15 protein-coding genes are annotated in these 21957 nt (G+C 43.0%); all 15 read left to right on the forward strand.

The genetic code is table 11. The annotated features are described in order from the left end of the window. Positions 1-146 precede the first annotated feature (146 nt). The 15 genes from ACTCNA_RS00905 (at position 147) to odhB (ending at position 21849) form a co-directional block, all read left to right on the forward strand. Positions 147-725 (forward strand): RNA polymerase sigma factor, encoded by a 579-nt coding sequence (locus ACTCNA_RS00905; protein ID WP_462946010.1) that lies wholly within the window; start codon positions 147-149, stop codon positions 723-725. 221 nt (positions 726-946) lie between these two features. Then, a complete protein-coding gene (locus ACTCNA_RS00910; RefSeq protein ID WP_462946011.1) occupies positions 947-2179 on the forward strand; it encodes a FecR family protein in 1233 nt (410 codons plus the stop codon). A gap of 129 nt (positions 2180-2308) precedes the next feature. Then, positions 2309-3262, forward strand: coding sequence for an STN domain-containing protein (locus ACTCNA_RS00915; protein ID WP_462946012.1), 954 nt, complete (start codon positions 2309-2311; stop codon positions 3260-3262). 157 nt (positions 3263-3419) lie between these two features. Continuing rightward, positions 3420-4655 carry a site-specific integrase gene (locus ACTCNA_RS00920; protein WP_462946013.1) on the forward strand — a complete coding sequence of 412 codons (1236 nt, stop codon included), beginning with the start codon at positions 3420-3422 and terminating at the stop codon, positions 4653-4655. Continuing rightward, positions 4648-5658, forward strand: coding sequence for a tyrosine-type recombinase/integrase (locus tag ACTCNA_RS00925; RefSeq protein ID WP_462946014.1), 1011 nt, complete (start codon positions 4648-4650; stop codon positions 5656-5658). The genes ACTCNA_RS00920 and ACTCNA_RS00925 overlap by 8 nt, the downstream gene beginning before the upstream one ends. Continuing rightward, on the forward strand, positions 5645-6670 hold the full coding sequence (locus ACTCNA_RS00930; RefSeq protein WP_462946015.1) for a tyrosine-type recombinase/integrase: 1026 nt from the start codon (positions 5645-5647) through the stop codon (positions 6668-6670). Before ACTCNA_RS00925 ends, ACTCNA_RS00930 begins: the two co-directional genes overlap by 14 nt. A 77-nt stretch (positions 6671-6747) precedes the next feature. Beyond that, positions 6748-9303, forward strand: a complete 2556-nt coding sequence (locus tag ACTCNA_RS00935) for a SusC/RagA family TonB-linked outer membrane protein (protein WP_462946016.1) — start codon at positions 6748-6750, stop codon at positions 9301-9303. A gap of 5 nt (positions 9304-9308) precedes the next feature. Next, positions 9309-11234, forward strand: a complete 1926-nt coding sequence (locus ACTCNA_RS00940; RefSeq protein ID WP_462946017.1) for a RagB/SusD family nutrient uptake outer membrane protein — start codon at positions 9309-9311, stop codon at positions 11232-11234. Positions 11235-11264: 30 nt separating this feature from the next. Further along, positions 11265-12341: a DUF4959 domain-containing protein gene (locus tag ACTCNA_RS00945; protein WP_462946018.1), complete on the forward strand. Its 1077-nt coding sequence runs from the start codon at positions 11265-11267 to the stop codon at positions 12339-12341. Positions 12342-12744: 403 nt separating this feature from the next. Then, complete coding sequence (locus tag ACTCNA_RS00950) at positions 12745-14937, forward strand: RelA/SpoT family protein (protein ID WP_462946019.1); 2193 nt, start codon at positions 12745-12747, stop codon at positions 14935-14937. Beyond that, positions 14934-16049: a glycerate kinase gene (locus ACTCNA_RS00955; RefSeq protein WP_462946020.1), complete on the forward strand. Its 1116-nt coding sequence runs from the start codon at positions 14934-14936 to the stop codon at positions 16047-16049. Before ACTCNA_RS00950 ends, ACTCNA_RS00955 begins: the two co-directional genes overlap by 4 nt. Positions 16050-16326: 277 nt before the next feature. Then, positions 16327-17175, forward strand: a complete 849-nt coding sequence (locus ACTCNA_RS00960) for a tetratricopeptide repeat protein (protein WP_462946021.1) — start codon at positions 16327-16329, stop codon at positions 17173-17175. 279 nt (positions 17176-17454) lie between these two features. Beyond that, positions 17455-17721, forward strand: a complete 267-nt coding sequence (locus tag ACTCNA_RS00965; RefSeq protein ID WP_462946022.1) for a cupin domain-containing protein — start codon at positions 17455-17457, stop codon at positions 17719-17721. 72 nt (positions 17722-17793) lie between these two features. Beyond that, positions 17794-20526: a 2-oxoglutarate dehydrogenase E1 component gene (locus ACTCNA_RS00970; RefSeq protein WP_462946023.1), complete on the forward strand. Its 2733-nt coding sequence runs from the start codon at positions 17794-17796 to the stop codon at positions 20524-20526. A 36-nt stretch (positions 20527-20562) separates the two neighbouring features. Beyond that, positions 20563-21849 carry a 2-oxoglutarate dehydrogenase complex dihydrolipoyllysine-residue succinyltransferase gene (gene odhB / locus ACTCNA_RS00975; protein ID WP_462946024.1) on the forward strand — a complete coding sequence of 429 codons (1287 nt, stop codon included), beginning with the start codon at positions 20563-20565 and terminating at the stop codon, positions 21847-21849. The last annotated feature ends 108 nt before the right edge of the window (positions 21850-21957 follow it).

Here is a 21957-nt window from a genome sequence, read left to right on the forward strand (position 1 = left end):
GAATCTAAAAGTTTTGCAACAATGTAAATTTTTCTCCATGAATAGAATGGCAAAACAATTGTTATTTTTGCGCGGTGAATTGAAAAATATTAGTTGCAGATTTGCAGGCTGAATTGGTTTGTTTAAGCCTGCCTTGGGTTTTTAATATGGTATCTGATAAAAAAATTTGGGATGATTTCAGGAAGGGCGGGAAATCCGCTCTTTCTCACATTTATTATCAGCATATCCAAATGCTTTTTCGTTACGGAAAAAAATTTACCCAAGACGATGATTTGATAAAAGACACGATTCAGGATTTGTTTATCGACCTAATCCGCACACGAAACAACCTTGGAGAAACCGATAATATCACTTTTTACCTGATGGTTTCATTCCGCCGCAAACTGGTTAAAAATCTGAAAAAGGTGAAACTCAATTCCGATCCTGTGGAGGAAGATGAGTTGACCACAGAAATTGTTTATTCAGCCGAAGAGGAATTGATAAACAAAGAAAACCTCACCCAAAGGGAAGAAAAAGTAAGAAAAGCTTTGGCCGGGATTACGCCTAAACAGCGTGAAATCCTTTACTATAAATTTTCCTGCGAGTTTGACTATGAGCAGATTTGCGAAATTATGGAATTGCAATACGATTCGGCCCGGAAACAGGTTTCACGTGCGCTCAAAGTAATGAAAAAAGCGTTGTTGGATTCCGGGATTTTTCTGTTCTTGTCAGCGTTATTTTTTTAAAAAACCACAAAATTTTTGTCCACATTATCCTTTAATCCGACTTTTTAAAATAACCGATGATAATTAACCGGTTATTCATAGGATTAGTTTAGTTTGAAAAAAGCGTTCCATAAAGCGATAGGAGCGCTTTTTTATTTTTTTTATTAAAAAATGTGAAATTTTTTGTCCACATTTTTCAATTGGGTATCTTTTTAAATAATAGTTAAGAACCAATAAACTGAATGGAATCAAAATTCGCGGAATACAGCACTGAACAACTCCTGGAAGAAAAATCCTTCATTGAATGGGTATTGTGGGGTAAACACAACAAGGAATGGGATAAATTTCTTGCTGACTATCCCGAAATTCATCTCCAGGTAAAAAATGCACGTGAAATAATACTTCTCCTTCAGGATGATTATGAATTAATGGATGAAGATTCTGTTCTGAAATTATGGAAAAGTATTGACAGTTTCGACAAGCTTCACAAACAAAAAATTAAAAAACTTACCATCAGAAGAAGGCTAAGCTGGGCTGCTTCAGTTTTGTTAATCGTTTCCCTCGGAACATTTGGTTTCCTGTACTTTAATGATTCCTGGCAAAATTACCGATTTGCCTCGTCAGAAATTACCGAAAGTGATGAATCACGCATGATGCTTTCCAATGGAGAAGAAATTGCCCTCAAAAAAGATAACTCTACCATTGCAATGGATGAGGTTGCAGAGCAGGTAATTGTAAACGACAGCATTATCGATTTATCCAAAAAAATGGATGCCGGTAAACCTGAGGCCAAAATGAACGAAGTGGTTATTCCTTACGGGAAAAAATCGGAATTGCTGCTGGCCGATGGCACTAAAGTATGGCTCAATGCCGGCAGCCGCCTGGCCTTCCCAACAAAATTCACAGGTAAAAAACGCGAAATATTTCTGGAAGGTGAAGCCTGTTTTCAGGTGGCACACAACAGCGAAAAGCCATTTGTAGTTAATGCGGGCGGCCTCGATATTAAAGTGCTGGGTACAAATTTTAATGTTTCGGCTTACCCCACAGAAAAAACGGTTGAAACAGTGCTTGTTGAAGGAAGTGTTGCAGTCAGCCGCTCGAAAGCAATAAAACTGGGAAAAAACGAAACGATACTGAAACCGAACCAGAAAGCAAGTTTCGACAAAGAAAATAATGAAGTGACTTTAACCGATGAGCCCGATGTTGATTTGTATATAGCCTGGACCTATGGCTGGCTCAGGTACGAAAGAGAAAGCCTGGAGTCGGTTTTGCGAAAAGTGGAACGATACTATAATGTGGAGATTGAATTACCGGCAGATTACCCGAGGGACGATAAAATTTCAGGAAAACTCGATTTGGAAAATTCGCTGGCAACAGTTATGGGGTTTTTATCTGATGCATCGGGTTTTAATTATCGCATAGCAGGCAATAAAGTATTAATTGATGAACGACTGGATAAATTACCAACACGATAGAATTTAATAACATAGAAAACCGGAAGGTTCTGATTGCCCTGTAAGATTGATTGGCATCGCCTTACAGGACCAACCTGCCGGTTTTTATTTAAAAAAACAATAAATGTTTAATCTAAACTCTTTAAAAGTATGAAGAAAAAGCGAAAATTGTGGTACTTCTCGAGGGGAAGTTTATCAAAAATTTTACTAAAAATGAAATTAATGACTTTCCTGGTGTTGCTGGGATTGGTTGGATCTGCTGCCGACAGCTATTCACAGGCGGCAAAATTCAACCTGAAAATGAGTAATGCAACTGTGCTGGAGGTATTTCAGCAAATTGAGGAAAACAGTGAGTTTATTTTGTTGTATAACGAAAAGTGGGTAGATGTGAACCGCCGCGTTGATGTTCAGGTAGAAAACGAATCGGTTAAGGAAGTTTTAGACCAGACTTTTAAAGGAACTCAAAATGTCTATAAAATTTATGACAGGCAGATTGTTGTTTTAAAAGATGATAAAGCGGAAATTCCGGTTGATGTTCAAAACCAAATAAATGAAGACCGGAATTTAAACTCGGGGGTTGCCCAGCAGCAAAAAACTGTGGCGGGTGTAATTACCGATGAATCAGGGCATCCGCTTCCGGGAGTGACCGTACTTGAAAAAGGAACAGCCAACGGAACAGTAACCAATACCGACGGTGAATATTCATTGAGTATTTCTGAAAGTACTGATACACTTCAGTTCTCGTTTATTGGTATGCAAACCATGATTGTACCGGTAGATGACCGGACTGTTATCAATATTGTAATGCAGCAGGAAACCGAAGGGTTGGAAGAAGTTGTTGTAATTGGTTACGGTACACAGCGGAAAGGAAGTGTTATCGGTTCGGTTGACCGCATTGAAACCGAGCAGTTGAAACAGCCAACACGTACCATCAGTACTTCGCTGGCCGGACGTTTGGCAGGTGTTGTTTCGGTACAGGGTTCGGGCGAGCCGGGTTACGATGGTGCCGATTTCTGGATTAGGGGTGTGAATACCTTTACCGGAAATACCAGCCCACTCATTTTGGTTGACGGTGTGGAAGAGCTTATGCAAAGCTTTGCATAAGCTCTTTTATGCAGAGTATATCGTTATGCAAAGTAATTTAAGAAAAGCGGTATAACTCTCTATTAATCAACTATCGCTTTGCATAAACACTACGCATAAAATTATTGCTTATTATAGTCGGGTGGTAATATTGCCGCAGAACTAATAAGCAATATCAATGAAACAAAATCAAATGATCACAGAGTTAATTGAGGCTTGCACCGGCTATTTTGAACAAAACTGCTACACAAAACACAGGATAGAACGATACAAGTCCATGTGGAGGAATGGGATATGTCATTACATGGAGGCCAATGGTATCACCATTTACAATCGTAGTATCGGAGAAGAGTTTATCCATACCCGGATCTCTTCAAGTGTAACACCTGCTGAGCGGGATTTGATGCGCAGCGTGAATGTGTTAACTGAGATGCAGGAAACGGGTAAGGTATCTAAGAAAACGATACACCCGATAATCAGGGAACTAAAAGGGCCTATTGGGAAAGCAATAGAAGAATTGCTGGTACACTTGCATGAACTCCGTCGAAATCAAACCACCATCAACGACCATCTTCTGTATCTTTACCGGTTTAAGCAGTATCTGGCTGGCCAGGAAATCATCTTACCCAAAGAGATTAGAGAAGAGCATATTCTCGGATTTGTATCCATCCAGACAAACAATAACATCAACGTGGTATCCTCCCTGAGAGTGTTCTTCCGCTACCTGTATGAAGAAAGATTGTTAAAAACAGACCTTTCATATGTGCTGGCACACTACAAATGGGTTAAGCGGGAGAAGCTTCCGTCTGTTTACACGGCAGAAGAAGTGAAACGGATAGAGTCTTCGGTAAATCGTTCCAGTGCAGTAGGTAAACGCGATTATGCTGTACTGCTACTTGCCACAAGGTTAGGGCTTCGTGCCTCTGACATTGCCTGCCTGTCATTTGCCAATCTGGACTGGGAAAACAGCCGGATTACCCTGAAACAATACAAAACCGGCAAAGAAACTGAACTTCCCTTACTTACAGAGATTGGCGAAGCGATTATCAATTACCTGAAGTTTGGACGTGGCCGGTCAGATTCCCGGAATGTATTTCTTTCTGCGCGTGCCCCGTACCGATCGATGACAGGAGTAGCGGTTTCCACTGCAGTCAGACAAATTATCGATGCTTCAGGTGTACCCATTGGACAGCGCAGACATGGCCCTCACGCCATGCGTCACAGCCTGGCCAGCCGGTTGCTGGAGCATAGCGTATCCCTGCCGGTCATATCGGAGTCATTGGGTCACAAGAAAACAGAAAGCACAATGGCCTACATGCGTATTGACATGAAAGCACTCCGCCAATGTGCTTTGGATGTTCCAATGGTTGATGCGTCATTTTACAGGCAGAAAGGAGGGGTGTTTTATGAGTGAATCTTTTAATTACAACAGCATATATGCCCCATCCTTCAGCAGTTTTATTAAAATGAAACAGGACTTGGGAATAAACGTTTTACGGACAAAATGGATACTTCTTGAGTTTGACAAGTTTTTTGTCGGCGTGGGTGCCCAGGATCTTTATATCACGGCAACATCGATTGATCAGTGGCGTAAAACCCGCATCAATGACGGGCAGCGTACTATATACACGAAGTATTCTGTCTGGTCACAGTTTTGTAAATACATGTGTCATCTCGGCCATGAGTGTTATATTCCCAGGCTCCCTAAAGCCATAAGCAAAAACTGCTTTACACCTTATATCTTTTCTCACAGACAGATAGCGGATATTTTTCAGGCTTGTGATTCCCTGCGATTACAGGATAAACACATGTCGACGATTCTGTTTATCATGCCAGTTGTTGTTCGTTTAATGTATGGAACCGGAATCCGTGTAAGTGAAGCCTTGTCTATTAAAAATGAGGATATTGATTTTGAGCGACAGTGCATTATTCTGCGCAAAACAAAAAACGGAGAACAACGGCTTGCCCCATTATCAGATACATTACAGAAAGTTCTTGAAGAGTACCTGGCAAACAGAAACAGGATGCCAATCCCGAAAGTGAGTGATCCCAAGGGGTATTTCTTTGTCTCTCCATGCGGAACTTTCTGTCGTGCTGCAAGTGTCTATTGGTGGTTCCGGAAGGTTCTATCAAAATGTGGAATCCAACATGTTGGCAATCATCAGGGACCCTATGTACATAGTATCCGCCACACCTTTGCCGTACATTCGCTAATGAAAATGGTGAAGGCCGGCTATGACCTTTATTATACATTGCCAATTCTGTCCACTTATATGGGGCACAAATCCGTCGGTGCAACAGAGCAGTATGTCAGGTTAACCGAAGAGATGTACCCGGAATTGTTGAATGATGAGAGGAAGTTATGCGCTTATGTTTTTCCAAAAATTAAAATTACAGAGAAAGATGGAAACAACTGATTTTGCAAAACACCTGACAAACTTCTTTACCAAATACCTGGCCGGGGAACGTGGGGCCAGTCCGAATACCATTTGTTCTTACAGGGATACTTTCGTTCAACTGATCAGTTTTATGAAAAAGGTAAAAGGGGTGGAGGCACACAATCTGAAACTGGATTTACTGACAAAAGAAACCGTTATTGATTTTCTTGGATGGCTACAGAAAGAACGAAAATGCAGCAGTGCCACCCGCAATTACAGGCTTGCTGCTATCCATTCTTTTTTCTGTTACCTGCAATATGAATGTCCCGAACGAATTTATCAGTGGCAGAAAGTACTTTCCATAAAAGTGCAGAAACACCAGAAGAAAAATATTAACTACCTGACCCTGGATGGGATAAAGTTGATTTTCGATCAGATTGATCCCGCAACTGCAAAGGGACGACGCAACCTGGCAATGTTTGCCATGATGTATGACAGCGCTGCAAGGGTACAGGAACTTATCGATCTTAACCCATCCTCTGTCAGGCTTGAAACTCCTTACATCGTTAAGTTAATCGGTAAAGGAAGAAAAGCACGTATTGTTCCCTTGCAGGACGAACAGGTTGTCCTGCTAAAAGCATACATGCAGGAGAATAGGTTATTGGAACCACACGATAATCAGCATCCGCTATTCTTCAACTGTTGGGGTAAAAAACTGACAAGATCGGGTGTTAACTATATCCTGAAAAATTATGCGGATATGGCCAGGAAAATTAATCCGGCACTTATCCCCGAAAAAATCAGCTGCCATATACTGAGGCACTCCAAATCGATGCATTTGCTTCAGGCAGGCGTAAACCTGGTTTATATCCGGGATATATTGGGACACGTATCGATTCAAACAACTGAAGTCTACGCCAGGGCTGATTCCAAACAAAAACGTGAGGCCCTTGAAAAAGCTTACGTGAATGTGATTCCTGAAACGGATCAAGAAAAGTCATGGGAAAAAGACAGTTCTTTGTTAAAATGGCTCAAAGCATTGAACAAATAAAGATATGATTATGCAAAGTGGTACTGTAAAGTATGGATTGTAATTAATTGATATGCAGACAACCTTTTTGTATCGCTTTGCATAATGATATACTCCGCATAAAACGTAACCTCGATAATGTGGACCCGGAAGAAATTACCGACTTCACCATTTTGAAAGATGCAACCGCCACTGCTGTTTACGGTGTGCGCGGTGCAAACGGTGTGGTACTTATTACCACCAAAAAAGGATCGATTGGCGAACCGGTCATTAACCTGCGAATGGAAAACAGCTTTTCCGACCCGCTGGAATTACCCGATTTTGTTGACGGTGCCACATACATGACCATGCAAAATGAAGCCCTTGGAAATAACGGGAAAAACCCGCTGTACTCCGGGGAAGCAATTCAACGTACCAAGAGCGGCTTTGATCCCAATTACTACCCCGATGTTAACTGGCTCGACGAGTTGATCGACCACTGGTCGCCAACCCAGCGCGTTACACTTAACGTGTCGGGCGGTAGCGAAAAAGTACGCTACTTCGTTTCTGGGGCTTTCTTAAACCAGAGTGGTATGTGGAAAAGTTTTGGAGGCACAAGCTATAACAACAATGTGAATGTGAAGCGTTACAATTTCCGCGCAAACGTTGATATGAACATCACCTCAACTACAATTCTGGGAGTTAATATTGCTGCTATTCTCGAAGACAGAAACTACCCTGGCGAATCATCAGGAACAATTTTTAGCTGGGTACTTCAAACCCCGCCAACCTGGTTTCCAATGACTTATCCTGACGAATCAAAAGTTCCGGGGTATCCCTTCGGCATGGCCCGAAACCCTTACCAGTTGCTGGCCCGTTCGGGTTTTTCAACCGAAAATCATTCAACGGTTCAGTCCAATTTCAATATTTCACAGGAGCTCGATTTTATTACCGAAGGCTTGTCGGCAAGAGGATTATTTGCCTTCGACTCCTACACATCGGCAAATATTACCCGTGCGATGCGGCCAAGGCCATATTTGATTATCCCTTATGGATTTGACGAGGAAGGGAATCCTATTTTGCAAAACGAAGAAGGGGAATACAATTACCAGGATCAGGAGCCAAACAGCACCAGCTACCACGACTACCTCACCCGTGACGTTGATGCACCATACACCGACCGTTCGTTATACATTGAGGCTACACTCAACTACAACCGCAGGTTTGGCCAGCACGATGTTGGAGGATTGCTGCTTTATAACCAAAGCGACAAGACTTTTCCCTCATTGGGTGGAATTTACGAATCGGTTCCACAACGTCACCAGGGGCTAACCGGAAGGGTAAACTATGCATTTAACCAAAAATATTTTGGTGAATTCAACTTCGGTTACAACGGTTCCGAAAACTTTGCCCCGGGAAAACGCTATGGTTTCTTCCCGTCAGCAGCTGTTGGCTGGGTTCCAACCGAAGAATCGTTCATGGACTTCATGAAACCGGCCATCGATTACATGAAAATCAGGCTCTCGCATGGTTATGTGGGTAACGACGGGCTGAATTCTCGTTTTGTTTACCTGACAAGAGTTGAAGGTACCAGCACCAATGTTGGTTTTGGTACCAATAACGGTTACGGTTACGGGGCAGGTTCGGGTATTAACATTACCTATTATGGTAACCCCGATGCTACCTGGGAACGGGCTGCAAAAACCGACCTTGGCCTCGAGGTACATTTTCTCGATAATTTTGTGCTCCAGGCAGATGGCTTTTACGAAAAAAGGGACAACATCTGGGTTCAGCTTTCACGCGTCCCCGATATCTTTGGATTTAGTACAAAACCTTATGCCAATGCCGGCGAAATGGAAAATAAAGGTGTGGATGCTTTCCTGGAATATTCCAAACCCATAAACGATGATTTAAGTATAAACTTTAAAGGAACATTTACCTTCTCGCAGAATAAAATTTTGGCCAACGGCGAAGAAAAGAAAAAATACGAATACCAGTCGGCTATTGGCCAGCCCTACGGACGCCAAATGGGTTACATTGCCGAAGGCCTTTTTGTTGACCAGGCTGAAATTAACAACAGTCCCAGCCAAGTGAGTATAGGTGGTGAAAGTAAACCTGGTGACATAAAATATAAAGATGTGAACGATGACGGTGTTGTTGACCAGTTTGACCGCGTTTACATGGGGTATCCTACAATTCCGGAAATGACTTACGGTTTTGGTTCGAATATTTTCTTTAAAGACTTCGACTTCTCTGTACTGTTCCAGGGAGCAGCAAGGGTTTCGTTTTTTGCCAATCCGAAAGCATTTCCTGAAGAAGACCGCGGTAATGTACTTACGGTTATTGCAGACAGTTACTGGAGCAAAGAAACGCAGGATCTGGATGCTGAATTCCCACGTTTGGGAATTGGTCAGCAAACAAAAAACTATACCAATTCCAGCTGGTGGCTGCGTAACGGAAGTTACCTGCGTCTGAAACAAATCGAATTAGGTTACTCCCTGCCAAAACTGGTGCTGGGAAAATACAATATCGACAATGCACGTATTTATGTGAATGGTTTAAATCTGTTTACCTATTCACCTTTTAAATGGTGGGATCCCGAATCAAAAAGTTCGACCGGAATGTATTATCCCATCCAGAAAGTTATTAATGCAGGTGTTGAAATTAAATTTTAAGAACTATGAAGTTATTTAGAAAAAATATCACAAAAATTACCGCTCTGTTTACCCTGCTTTTTGTTTGGGGAAGCTGTTCCGACTATTTGGATCAGGTGCCGGAAGAAAAACTGAGCGAGGCCAACCTGTTTGAGTCGAAAGACGACGTTATTAAGGTGCTCACACAGGCTTATTCATATCATTATTCAACAATTGAATTTAATGATAACCCGGGATTGGCTGCCGACGAAGCCGATTTTAACTGGAGTAACTATGCACCCCATTATAAAGATAACGGGCAGTACAGCCAGTCTTCACCAATTTATAACCACTGGGGAAATTTTTACAAACAAATTCGTACCATCCAGTACTTTTTGGCCAGGCTCGACGAATGCCAGGATGAAAAGCTGACCGATGATGAACGCAGCTGGTGGAGAGGAGAGGCTTATTTTCTGGAAGCGTATTACTATTTTTTACTGTTACAGGAATATGGCCCGGTGCCAATTATCGATCAGGTTTACGACGGTAATGCCATGACCGAAATTATGAATGAAGGTGTTCCACGTTCCAGCTTCGATGAATGTGTGACTTATATTGATGATTTGCTTGTAAAAGCAATCGATCACCTCGACCTGTTTTACACCACCTCATCTACCGAACGTGCCGGACGCGCAAGCCAGGCTTCGGCATGGTTCCTGCGCTCAAGGCTGTGGCTGTATGCTGCCAGTCCGCTCTATAACGGAATGACTGCTCCCGATGGCCAAAGCTATCAGCACCTCATGCCACAGGATGACGAGGGGAACAACCTGATAAATATCACTTTCAGTAATGAAAAGTGGAAAAAAGCCATGGATATTACCGCAGAAGCTATTCAGGTGTGTAACTCAGCTGATCGGGGACTTTACAAACCCGGCGTTACAAGCAGTGTGGAAAATGGTTACGAAGCCTATTGGAATGTATTTAACTATGCACGTGGTGGTCATCCGAGTACTGAGAATGTGTTTTACAAACAAAACTTTTCAACCGGTAGTATAAGGACACATTCACTGCCAATTTCCTGGAGCGGATACACCGGAGTTTGCCCGACAATAGAACATGTAAATGAATATTTCATGGCCAACGGGTTAATGCCCGAAGATGATGAAGGATACCAGGAAGCCGAAGGTTTCGAAACGTATGAAAAAAGTGGAAATACCATTCGCTTATACAAAAAGTACATGAAACGTGATCCACGGTTTTATACCAACATTCTGTTCCCGGGACAATACTCGTATGCCGTACTGGGTAACGAAGAAGAAAGTTTTGATACCCGCTGGGCATTCAATACTACTTCAAACTGGACTGACTATATCTGGTTCCGTCCCTTCTTTGAGGGACCCGACGGTTATGCAAGCAAAACCGGCCGCGACTTTTCAACCACCGGTATGCTGGCAATTAAGTTTGTTGGGAAAACCGATAATAAAACCAGTAAAGGTGATTATGCGGTTAATATTTTCAGGTATGCTGAGTTGCTCCTGAATTATACCGAAGCTGCTTTCGAGTACTACGCCAATTCAGGTTCAAATCCTGCCAGCCAGGAAGAAGTATTTACTTACTGGGATGAACTGCGCGAACGCGTTCAGGTTCCTGATGTTCGTTCAGCTTATGCTGAAGCCGGGATTCCGCTCACCACTGAAAAACTCAGGGAATTGATTCACCGCGAACGCTATGTGGAACTTGCTTTCGAAGGGCATCGCTATTTCGATAACCGCAGGTGGCTCGTTGCTGAAAAAGAAGGTGGAGACAAGCATGGTTTCGATATTTATAAAAACGAAGGTGAAGGATTCTGGAATGACGATTACGTTTTTGAAACCCGTGTGTGGGACGATAAAATGTACTTTATGCCAATTCCGCAAGCCGAAATTGACAAAAACCCGAGGTTAACCCAGAATGCTTTATGGGGGGCAGAATAATTATTTTTTTGAATTTAAAGATTTTATAAAATGAATAGACTAGTATATTTTACAGGAATTGTACTAATGTTATTTTTAGCTGCCTGCGAAAAAGATGACAGCACCGGCATTCCGCCCGATCCGGTTTCTGATGTGGAAGTTAACGCGGGCTACGGCGAGGTAATGCTTACATGGACCAATCCTTCCACCGAAGGGTTCTACTACGTGGATATAAATTTTACCGACTCAAAAGGGACTGAACGCAGCGAGAAGGTCAGCCGCTATGCCAGCGGTGATACCATTCCCGGTTTTGCAGATACCAATACTTACGATTTTACCTTAACAGCTTACAATTATTCCGGTCAGCCTTCTGACCCGGTAAATGTTTCGGTGAATCCGCTCCAGCCTCCGTTTTCAATTGTCAGCAGTACCATTGACATGATTCCCGATTTTGGCGGGGCCATTGTTTCATGGGAAAACGAAACCGGAAAACCGGTGTCGGTAAAAGTAACCTACAAAGGAAATGAGGGAGAAAAAACTTCATCCACATTCTCGTCTGAAGAAGATGGGAAAGGTTACATTTCCGGCCTCAATGCCAATGAACGCACTTTTGATGTAGTGGTCACCGATGAATCGGGCAATACTTCTGAAGTTCAGAGTTTTGTTATCACTCCTTTGGCCGAAGAGGTAATCGACAAATCCCAATGGTCGGTTGTTGATTTCAGTACCGAAGAGCCCAATGAAGGCGGAAATCCAAACGGACTGGTCAGGGCAGCTTTCGATGGTGATTATTCCACCTACTGGCATACCCAGTGGGCAGGCGGCTCGCCGGGATACCCGCATTATTTTGTAATTGATATGGGGCAGGAAGTAACTATCAGTCGTTTCGAAACAGTACGCCGACTGGGCGACAGCAGGGGACAAACACAAATTCAGTTCCTTACCAGCCTTGATGGCGAAAACTGGGAAGACTTTGGTTTACTTGAAGTTGACAGCTCAACCGACGATCCGCAAAGTTACCGGTTGACCTCGAATCCAAAAGCCAGGTATTTCAAATACGTGGCCACCGAAGGCCCCAATTTCTTTGCATTCCTGGGTGAAATTACCGTTTACGGTTCACTCGAATAGCGATGAGGTTAGTTTAGTTAGTTAAATAATAGAGTTGTTAATTGACAACTTATTATCTTGAAAGCCGGTTCCATTTTTATAATGCGAACCGGCTTTCACGTATCGACACTTGGTACAGGCGAAGGCTCAGGATGGTAATATGGAAACAATGAAACCGTACGTATGGTGGTGTGAGAGGTCGGAAAATAAAATAGGAGGAAAACTATTTTATTTTCTTCCTACTCGATTTATGGAGTCAATCATCCTGCGAATGATTATTGGGGAAGTGTTAAACTAAAATTTTGTAAATTTGAAATACTGAATAAGCTTAAAGCACTGCCCCAGGTCCCCCTTCGGGCCTGTCCCTATGGGAGGATATAGGGGGTCAGGGGGCAGAGGTCGGGAGCTAAGTAAGAAAGCAACTATGGAATTAACGGAACAAGTTTATACGCGCTACGAACATTTGAAGGAATTTTGCCGGATGAACTGGGAAGAGGCTGAAATGCAGCGGCTGGATGAGGCTTTCCGGTTTGCCGGTGAAATTATTGGCGATAAGCGGTTTGCCACCGGTGAATATATTCTGAACCACTCGCTGGACGTGGCTGTAATTATTGCCGAAGAAATCGGCCTCGAGCCTGATTCGGTTATTACCGGTCTGCTGCATAATATTATGTATGCCGGCCTCGATAAAAAAGTTGACCGGAAAGATATTGAATCGCGGTTTGGCCAGATGGTTTATACTATTCTCAACGGAATGGCAAAAATTAATGCCCTTGGTACCGACACCGTTGAACTGCATGCTGAAAATTACAGGAAACTGCTGCTGGCACTGGCTGGCGATGTGCGCGTTATCCTGATAAAAACAGCCGACCGGCTTCAGGTAATGCGCAACCTCCATATTTATGATGTTAGCTCCCAAATCCGGCTTGCAAATGAAACATCCCACCTGTATGCACCTCTGGCTCACCGGTTGGGATTATATGCCATCAATTCAGAGTTGCAGGATTTGTTTCTGAAATGCCGGAACCCGGAGGGGTATAAGTATGTTGTTGACCGATTGAAAGAAACCGAAAGTGAACGTGCCGGTTTCGTGGCCGAATTTGTTAAACCGGTGGAGAAAACGCTGCAGGAGCGCGGGTTTAACTTTTCCATGAAAGCCCGAACCAAGTCGATTTATTCTATATGGAATAAAATGCAGAAAAAAAAGGTTTCGTTCGATGAAGTAATGGATTTGTTCGCAATCCGGATTATTCTCGATTCGAAACCTGAAAACGAAAAGACCGATTGCTGGACTGTTTATTCGATTGTAACGGAGCAATACCAGGCCAACCCCGAGCGGCTGCGCGACTGGATTACCATTCCGAAATCGAACGGTTATGAATCGCTGCACGCCACAGTGATGGGGCCAAAGGGGCGCTGGGTTGAAGTACAGATTCGCACCAAACGGATGGACGAGGTTGCCGAAAAAGGCCTGGCCGCCCACTGGCGTTACAAAGGCGGAAAAGACAGCTCTGAACTCGATTCGTGGCTGGCCGGAATTCGCGAAATTCTGGAAAATCCTTCGTTGAACGTGGTGGATTTTATCGACCATTTCAGTACCAATATTTACAGTGACGAAACATTTGTTTTTACCCCAAAAGGCGATCTGAAGAAAATGCCATCGGGTTCTACTCTGCTCGATTTTGCCTATGAAATTCATTCACATCTGGGCGATAAATGCGTGGGGGGAAAGGTGAACGGGCGGAAGGTTACCCTGAGATACAAGTTGAAAAACGGCGATTTGGTCTCCATCGACACTTCCAACAATCAGAAACCCAAAATGGACTGGCTTGAATTTTTGATTACCACCAAAGCCAAAAGCCGCGTTAAAGCAAGTTTGAACGAGGAGCAGAAAATTCAGGCCGAGCAGGGGCGCGAAATGTTGCTGCGAAAGTTTAAAAACTGGAAACTCGATTTGAACGATGAAGCCATTCGGATAATTCTGAAAAAGTACGGTTTTAAGCTTGCCAACGATTTTTACTGCGCACTGGCCGAAGGAAAAATTGACCCGCTGGAGGTTAAATCGATTATCACTGAAAAGCCGGAAGTAGAATCAACCCGGCGCAAGGTGGAAGATTTGCTTCCCAAAAAAGAGTTGCAGGATTTAACTTTCGACGGGGGAGAAGACTATTTAATCATCGACAACCACCTGGAGAATGTAAATTATAAACTGGCACGCTGTTGCAACCCGGTTTTTGGCGATTCCATTTTTGGGTTTGTAACCATTAACCAGGGGATAAAAATTCACCGCAACAGTTGCCCCAATGCACCGCAGCTGAAAGAGCGTTTCCCTTACCGTGTGATTAAAGCCAGGTGGAAAAACACCGAAAGCCCCGGGGCGTTTATTACAACCCTTTACCTCTCGGGTACCGACGAAAGAGGAATTGTTTCAGAAATTTCGCATATTATTGCAAAAGATACGGGAGCTCAGCTGCGCTCCATAAATATTGGCTCCGACAAGGGAAAATTTGAAGGGATCCTGAAAATATCGGTTTATAACCTCGATCACCTCGAGTTTTTGCTCCATAAAATGAGAAAAGTAAAAGGAATTACTTCAGTTACAAGAGGCGAAAAATGAAGATATTAATAGCACCAAATTCGATGAAGGGAAGCCTGGATGCCTTTGAATTTGCCGATACGGTTGAAAAAGCTTTTCAGGATTGTTCCCCTGAATTTTCTCTCCGAAAAGTCCCTGTAGCCGATGGGGGCGATTTAACAGGGGAGGTTTTGGGCAGGGCAATGCATGCCCAAAAAATTACCACAACAGTTGATGATCCACTGGGAAGAAAAATTCAGTCGGGTTATGCCATCTCGGGCAAAACAGCCATAATTGAAATGGCTGCTGCGTCGGGGTTGAAACATTTATCTCCTGAAGAACTGAATCCAATGAAAACTTTATCTTTTGGCACCGGGCAGCTCATTGCAGATGCAATTGAAAAGGGTTGTACTGAAATTTTGCTCGGGGTGGGGGGAAGCGCCACTGTTGATGGCGGTTTGGGAATGCTTGAAGCCCTCGGTTTCAGGTTTTTCGACAACCAAAACAATTTGCTTCACGGCAACGGAGAGAATCTGCAAAAAATTGACCGGATTGAAAAACCTGCTGCTTTTTTGAACCATGTCTCGGTGAAAATTATCAGCGATGTAAATAATCCCTTGCTGGGAAAAAATGGCGCTTCCACTGTTTTTGGCCCGCAAAAAGGAGCAACTCCGCGAATAGTTCAGCAACTGGAAGACGGTTTAAAAAACTGGTGTGCAATTCTTGAAAAAAAAAGCGGCAAAAAACTGTCATCGCTCAAAGGTGGCGGTGCAGCCGGTGGAATAGCTTTATCGCTGGTTGCTTTTTCGGATGCTGAAATTGTACCGGGTGCTGATTTCATTTTGAAGAAATTAAATTTTGAGAATCATGTAAAATGGGCCGACTGCGTAATTACCGGCGAAGGAAAAATTGATGCACAAACACTAAACGACAAAGCGCCCGCTGTTGTGGCCATGCTGGCACACCAAAACGGTAAGCCTGTATTTGCAATTGCCGGCAGTGTTGAAAAGGAGGCTTCAGAAGCATTCAACGGAGTTTTCAGTTTTTTAAACCAACCATTATCATTGGAAAACTCCATGAAATACAGCAGGGAACTGCTCTACAATTTTTCATTCGAACTGGCGAAACTGATAGCCTCAATTCAAAAAAAATAGCGTGGAATTCTCCCATTAATTTGTTTTTTTTGAAAGGGAACCTTTGGTTTTTGCAAATGTTTATTAGTTAGTTTTTTAAAGTTTTGATTTAAGTGGTTTTGCAGTGCCGTTTTTAAACGTGGCAGGGTATTTGAATTACTACGAATATGGAAATTCGGTGAATTATTCAAAAAAAATATTTATAGGTTTTTTGACCATTATTATTATTTTTGGAACCTCTCTTACGAAAAAGTTAAAAATAGTTTAAGAAATAGTTTAAAATTAAAAATCAAGAAAGATGAAAAATGTAGTTTTATTAACACTGGCCGTATTATTTTCGGTAGTAACTTTTGGGCAGGATGCAGCCGAAAAAATCAACCAGGCCAACGAGGCCATGCAGGCAGAAGACTATGCCACGGCATTTAAGCTTTACGATGAGGCAATGAAAAACCTGGGTGATGTTCAGGTGGATTCAACAATTAATTACAACATTGCCATAGCAGCTTACCGTGCAGGAAATATGGATGGCGCGCTGGAATATTTCCAAAAAGCTATTAATGTTGGAGTGAACCTCGAGAATAGTTACGAGTACATGGCCAGAATTTACAATGATAAAGAAGATTATGCCAAGTCAGTTGAAAGCTATGAAAACGCAATAGCAGTTGCCGACGGCGATACCGAATCAATGGTATTTAATGCAGCCATAGCCGCTTACCGTGGGGATATGCTCGATAAGGCAGTTGAGCTTTTCGGACAAAGCGTTGAAAACGGTTACCGCGGCGAAACGGCATTGTATTACAAAGCCGTAGCCCTGAGGAAAAAAGGCGATAATGCAGCGTATAAGGCTACATTGGAAGAAGGCGTTAAAAAATTCCCCGGAGATGATAAAATTTCATCAGCCCTTGCCAATGTGTATGTTTCAGAAGGAAATGAATTATACAAAAAAGGTGTAGCCATTTTAAATGCTGCCAATCAAAAAATTAAGGATGGCAGTTTGAAAACTACCGACGATGCTTACAACGCAGAAGTGAAAAAAGCACAGGTTGAATTCCGTGCTGCCGTTGAAGTATTGGAAAAGGCCAAAGAGCTGGATGCTTCAAATGAGAATGCTCAGAAATTGATTGACGCTTGTTCTGCGGTTCTTTAACAGTGCATTAAAATTAAAATCCACAAGACAGCCGTGTGCATTTAATGTACACGGCTGTCTTGTTTTAGCCTGAGTTTAGCCGGATAAAAAGTCAATTAATACCGATTAGAAATTAAATTGAGCCTTTAGTTCGCATGCTCCCAAAGTCTCTTTAATTTTCTATCGGCATTAACCATTGTAATTTCAGCGTTTCGCTTAAGGCTCATTTTGAAAAACAATTGGTATAACACCTGATAGTTGAATGCTTAACTTTACTATTTTTGACAAAAAAAGTGTGTAATGAAGATAGATATTGAACAACCGGAACAGGACGAACTAAAAGAAGAAGGTGTTTTCTTATGGCCAATATGGGAACATGAGGAAGATAAGTTTGAGTGGTATTACGAAAAAACTGAAAAGTGCTATATCCTCGAAGGTGAAGCAACAATTGTTTCAGAGTTTGAATCGAAAACAATAAAAGCCGGCGATTTTGTGACTTTCCCTGCCGGTCTCGAATGCGTGTGGGATATTCATTCTTTCGTTCGAAAACATTATACTTTCGAATAAACGTTGTTTGATAAACAATAAAAAAACTGCTTTGTTTTTCTTTACAGTCATTGACTAATTTTATAGAAAACAATGGATAATTTTTCTTCAGTAGGAAACCAGGAACAGGAAGCAATTGACGACCTATACCAAACATACCTCGAAAACCCTGAATCGCTTGACGAAAGTTGGAGACATTTTTTTTCCGGTTTTGAACTGGCCAAAAAACATTACCCGGCAAAACCCGGTGAAACTATTACCGGAAATATTGATAAGGAATTTGCCATTCTGAATTTAATTCATGGCTACCGCCAACGTGGTCATTTGTTCACAAAAACCAACCCGGTACGAACACGTCGGCAATATTCACCAACGCTCGAGATAGAAAATTTTGGGCTGGAGAAAAGTGACCTTGAACGAACATTTCAGGCAGGTAATAATATTGGGATTGGCCGCGCAAAACTGAAAGATATTGTCGAACACCTGGAAGCTACCTATTGCCACTCAATTGGGGTTGAATATGTTTACATGCGCAAACCCGAAGTAGTGGTGTGGCTGAAAGAGCGGATGGAAAGCACCCGTAATTCCCAGGATTTTAACCCTGAAGAAAAGAAACATATTTTTTATCATCTGAAACTGGCTGTTGGTTTTGAGAGCTTTATTCATAAAAAGTTTGTAGGGCAGAAACGGTTTTCGCTCGAAGGGGCCGAATCACTGATTCCGGCACTTGATGCGGTTATTGAACGTGGTGCAGAGCTGGGAATCGATGAGTTTGTTATTGGAATGTCTCACCGCGGCCGGCTTAATGTGCTGGCCAATATTCTTGAAAAACCTTACGAGAATATTTTTAAAGAATTTTACGGGAAAAAGTATGAAGATGATATTCTTCAAGGTGATGTGAAGTATCATTTGGGCTACGAAAATGAGGTAATGACCGATTTTGGCAAAAAAGTGAAGCTGAAACTAATGCCCAATCCGTCGCACCTTGAAGCTGTGGGGCCAATTGTGCAGGGAATGGTGCGTTCCCGCATCGACTCGGTTTATAAAAAAGATTTTGATAAAGCTGCAGGTATTGTAATTCATGGCGATGCAGCAATTGCAGCCCAGGGCGTGGTTTACGAAACCATCCAGATGTCGCAGCTGGACGGGTACAAAACCGGTGGTACCATTCATTTGGTCATAAACAACCAGGTGGGGTTTACAACTCCCTACCTCGACGGGCGTTCCAGTACCTATTGCACCGATGTGGCCAAAGTTACCCGTTCCCCTGTTTTTCATGTGAACGGCGATGATGTGGAGTCACTGATTTTCACGATTAAACTGGCCATGGAGTTTCGCCAGAAGTTTAACAGCGATGTTTTTATCGATATCCTTTGTTACCGCAAATACGGACATAACGAAGGAGATGAACCCCGTTTCACTCAGCCCATGCTGTATAAAGCCATTACCAGGCACCCTAACCCGAGGGATATTTATTCCGAAAAACTGGATAAACTCGGCGTAATGACGCTTGAAGAAAGCAGAAAAGAGATCAGGGAATTTGATAAATTTCTGGATGAAAAATACAGCGAATCGGAAAAAATTGAAAAGCTGAAAATTCGCAAGTTTCTCATACGGGAGTACGAATCTTATGAGATGCCCCCAAAATCCATGTTCGACCAAACGGTTGATACACGGGTAAAAAAAGATTTACTGGTTAAAATAGCCGAAAAAATTAATACCCTGCCCGGGGATTTGACCTTTTTCAAAAAGGTGAACCGCATTGTTTCCGACCGGAAAATGATGATTCATGACGATAACCTGGACTGGGCAATGGGCGAATTGCTGGCTTACGGAACACTTTTAAACGAAGGCCATCCGGTTCGCATTTCCGGCCAGGATTCTGAACGGGGAACATTTGCCCACCGGCATGCTTCGTTTGTGGTGGAAGGAACCGATGAAAAATATTTTCCGCTTAAACATGTTTCGAAAAAACAGGCACCATTCCACATATTTAACTCCCTGCTTTCAGAATATGCAGTTATGGGGTTTGAATACGGGTATGCCCTGGCGCAACCCAACGGATTAACAATTTGGGAAGCCCAGTTTGGTGATTTCAGCAACGAAGCCCAGGTGGTAATTGACCAGTATATTACTTCTGCTTTCGAGAAATGGGGGTTAATGAATAACCTCGTGCTCTTTCTCCCGCATGGCTACGAAGGCCAGGGCCCTGAGCATTCGAGTGCCCGTATGGAGCGATTTCTCGAGCTGGCAGCCAACAATAATATCCAGGTAGTGGTGCCCACTACCCCGGCAAATGTTTTTCATTTGTTGCGCCGGCAGGTAAAAATGAAAATGCGGCTTCCTCTTGTTGTTTTTACTCCCAAAAGTTTATTGCGCCATCCGCAGGCCGTTTCCAAAGTTGAAGACCTGGCAAACGGCATGTTTCAGGAAGTTATCGATGATTCTACTGCTCACCCCGAAAAAGTTCAAAGAGTGGTGTTTACCACCGGGCGGCTTTATTACGATTTGTTAAAACATAAGATGGGAAAAGGTATTTCAGATACTGCCATTGTACGTGTTGAGCAGGTTTATCCGATCCCGAATAAACAGATAAACGAAATTTTAAAACGTTACAATACGGCTGATTTGATTTGGGCGCAGGATGAACCTGAAAATATGGGTGCCTGGCCGATGATAAACCGTAAATTGCACAGCCTTGGCTTTAAACTGGTAGCCCGGCCCGAGAGTGCAAGCCCTGCTGTGGGCCTGATGGAAATACACAGGCAGAGCCTGGATGAAATTCTGGTAGCAATTTTTCAAAAAGAAAAAGTTGTTGCCTCTTAATTGATTTTTCAGATAATTGACAAAAAAATCTATACGATGATAGTAGATGTAAAAGTTCCCAGTCCGGGAGAATCAATAACCGAAGTTGAAATTGGCAGTTGGCTTGTTGAAAACGGAACTGTGGTTGAAAAAGATCAGGAAATTGCTGAAGTAGAATCGGATAAAGCTACCCTGACTATTGTTGCCAGCGATTCGGGAAAAATTGAGTTGAAAGCTGAAGAAGGAGAAACTGTGGAGGTAGGAGCAGTGGTGTGTACCATCGATAACAGCGTGGCACCGGAAACTAAGCAAGAAGGGAAAGCTGAGAAATCGGATTCCGGGAAAGAATATAAAAAGGAAGAAGTAAAACCGGAACCGGAGAAAAAAGATGCTGAACCCGTTCAGGGAAAAAAGGAAGCCCCCAAAGAAGAAACATCAGCCGAAACGGATAAGGTAAAAGTAACTCCGGTAGCTAAAGAGCTGATGAAAGAACATGGTCTGTCGGTTGACGATGTGATAAAAGGACTGAAACGTTTGGGCAAAAATGAGGTGGAAGCAGCCATGAATGCACCGGCTGGAGTTCCTCAAGCTGTTGCTCCCAAAAAAGAAGCTTCGCGCGAGGTGGAGCGTAACCGGATGTCGTCTCTGCGGAGGAAGCTCAGTGAACGGCTGGTTTCGGTGAAAAATGAAACGGCCATGCTCACCACTTTCAACGAGGTGGACATGAAACCGGTGATGGATTTGCGTGAAAAATACCAAAATCAGTTTGTGGAAAAGCATGGATTTAAGGTTGGTTTCATGTCGTTTTTCACCAAAGCAGCAGCGCTCGCCATGGATTTTCACCCTATGGTGAATGCCCAAATGGATGGCGACGAAATTGTTTCGCCGCAGTTTGTGGATGTGGGCATTGCGGTTTCAACGCCCAAAGGTTTGATGGTGCCAATTGTACGAAATGCTGAAAGTAAATCGATTCCGCAAATCGAGCTGGAAATAAAAGAGCTGGCAGGAAAAGCCCGCAACAAAAAAATATCGGTAGATGAACTGACCGGCGGAACGTTTACCATTACCAACGGCGGCGTTTTTGGCTCGCTGCTTTCCACACCCATCATAAATCCTCCGCAGTCGGCAATTCTGGGGATGCACAACATTCAGGAACGCCCGGTGGCCATCGACGGACAGGTGGTTATCCGCCCCATGATGTACATTGCACTGTCGTACGATCATCGAATTATCGATGGAAAAGATTCTGTTGGCTTCCTGGTGAAGGTCAAAGAATTTCTGGAGAATCCGGAACGGCTTTTCACAGGCGGACAGGATGCCGCAAAACTGTTGCTTGAGATTTGATAAAAAAAAGAGAACCGTTCTCTTCAAAAAGAACGGTTCTATCCCGAACTAATACATTTCCTGCTAAACCCGTACATCATCCACTTCTATTAGTACGAAATATTTCCA

This window comes from Tangfeifania sp. (genome assembly GCF_055108615.1).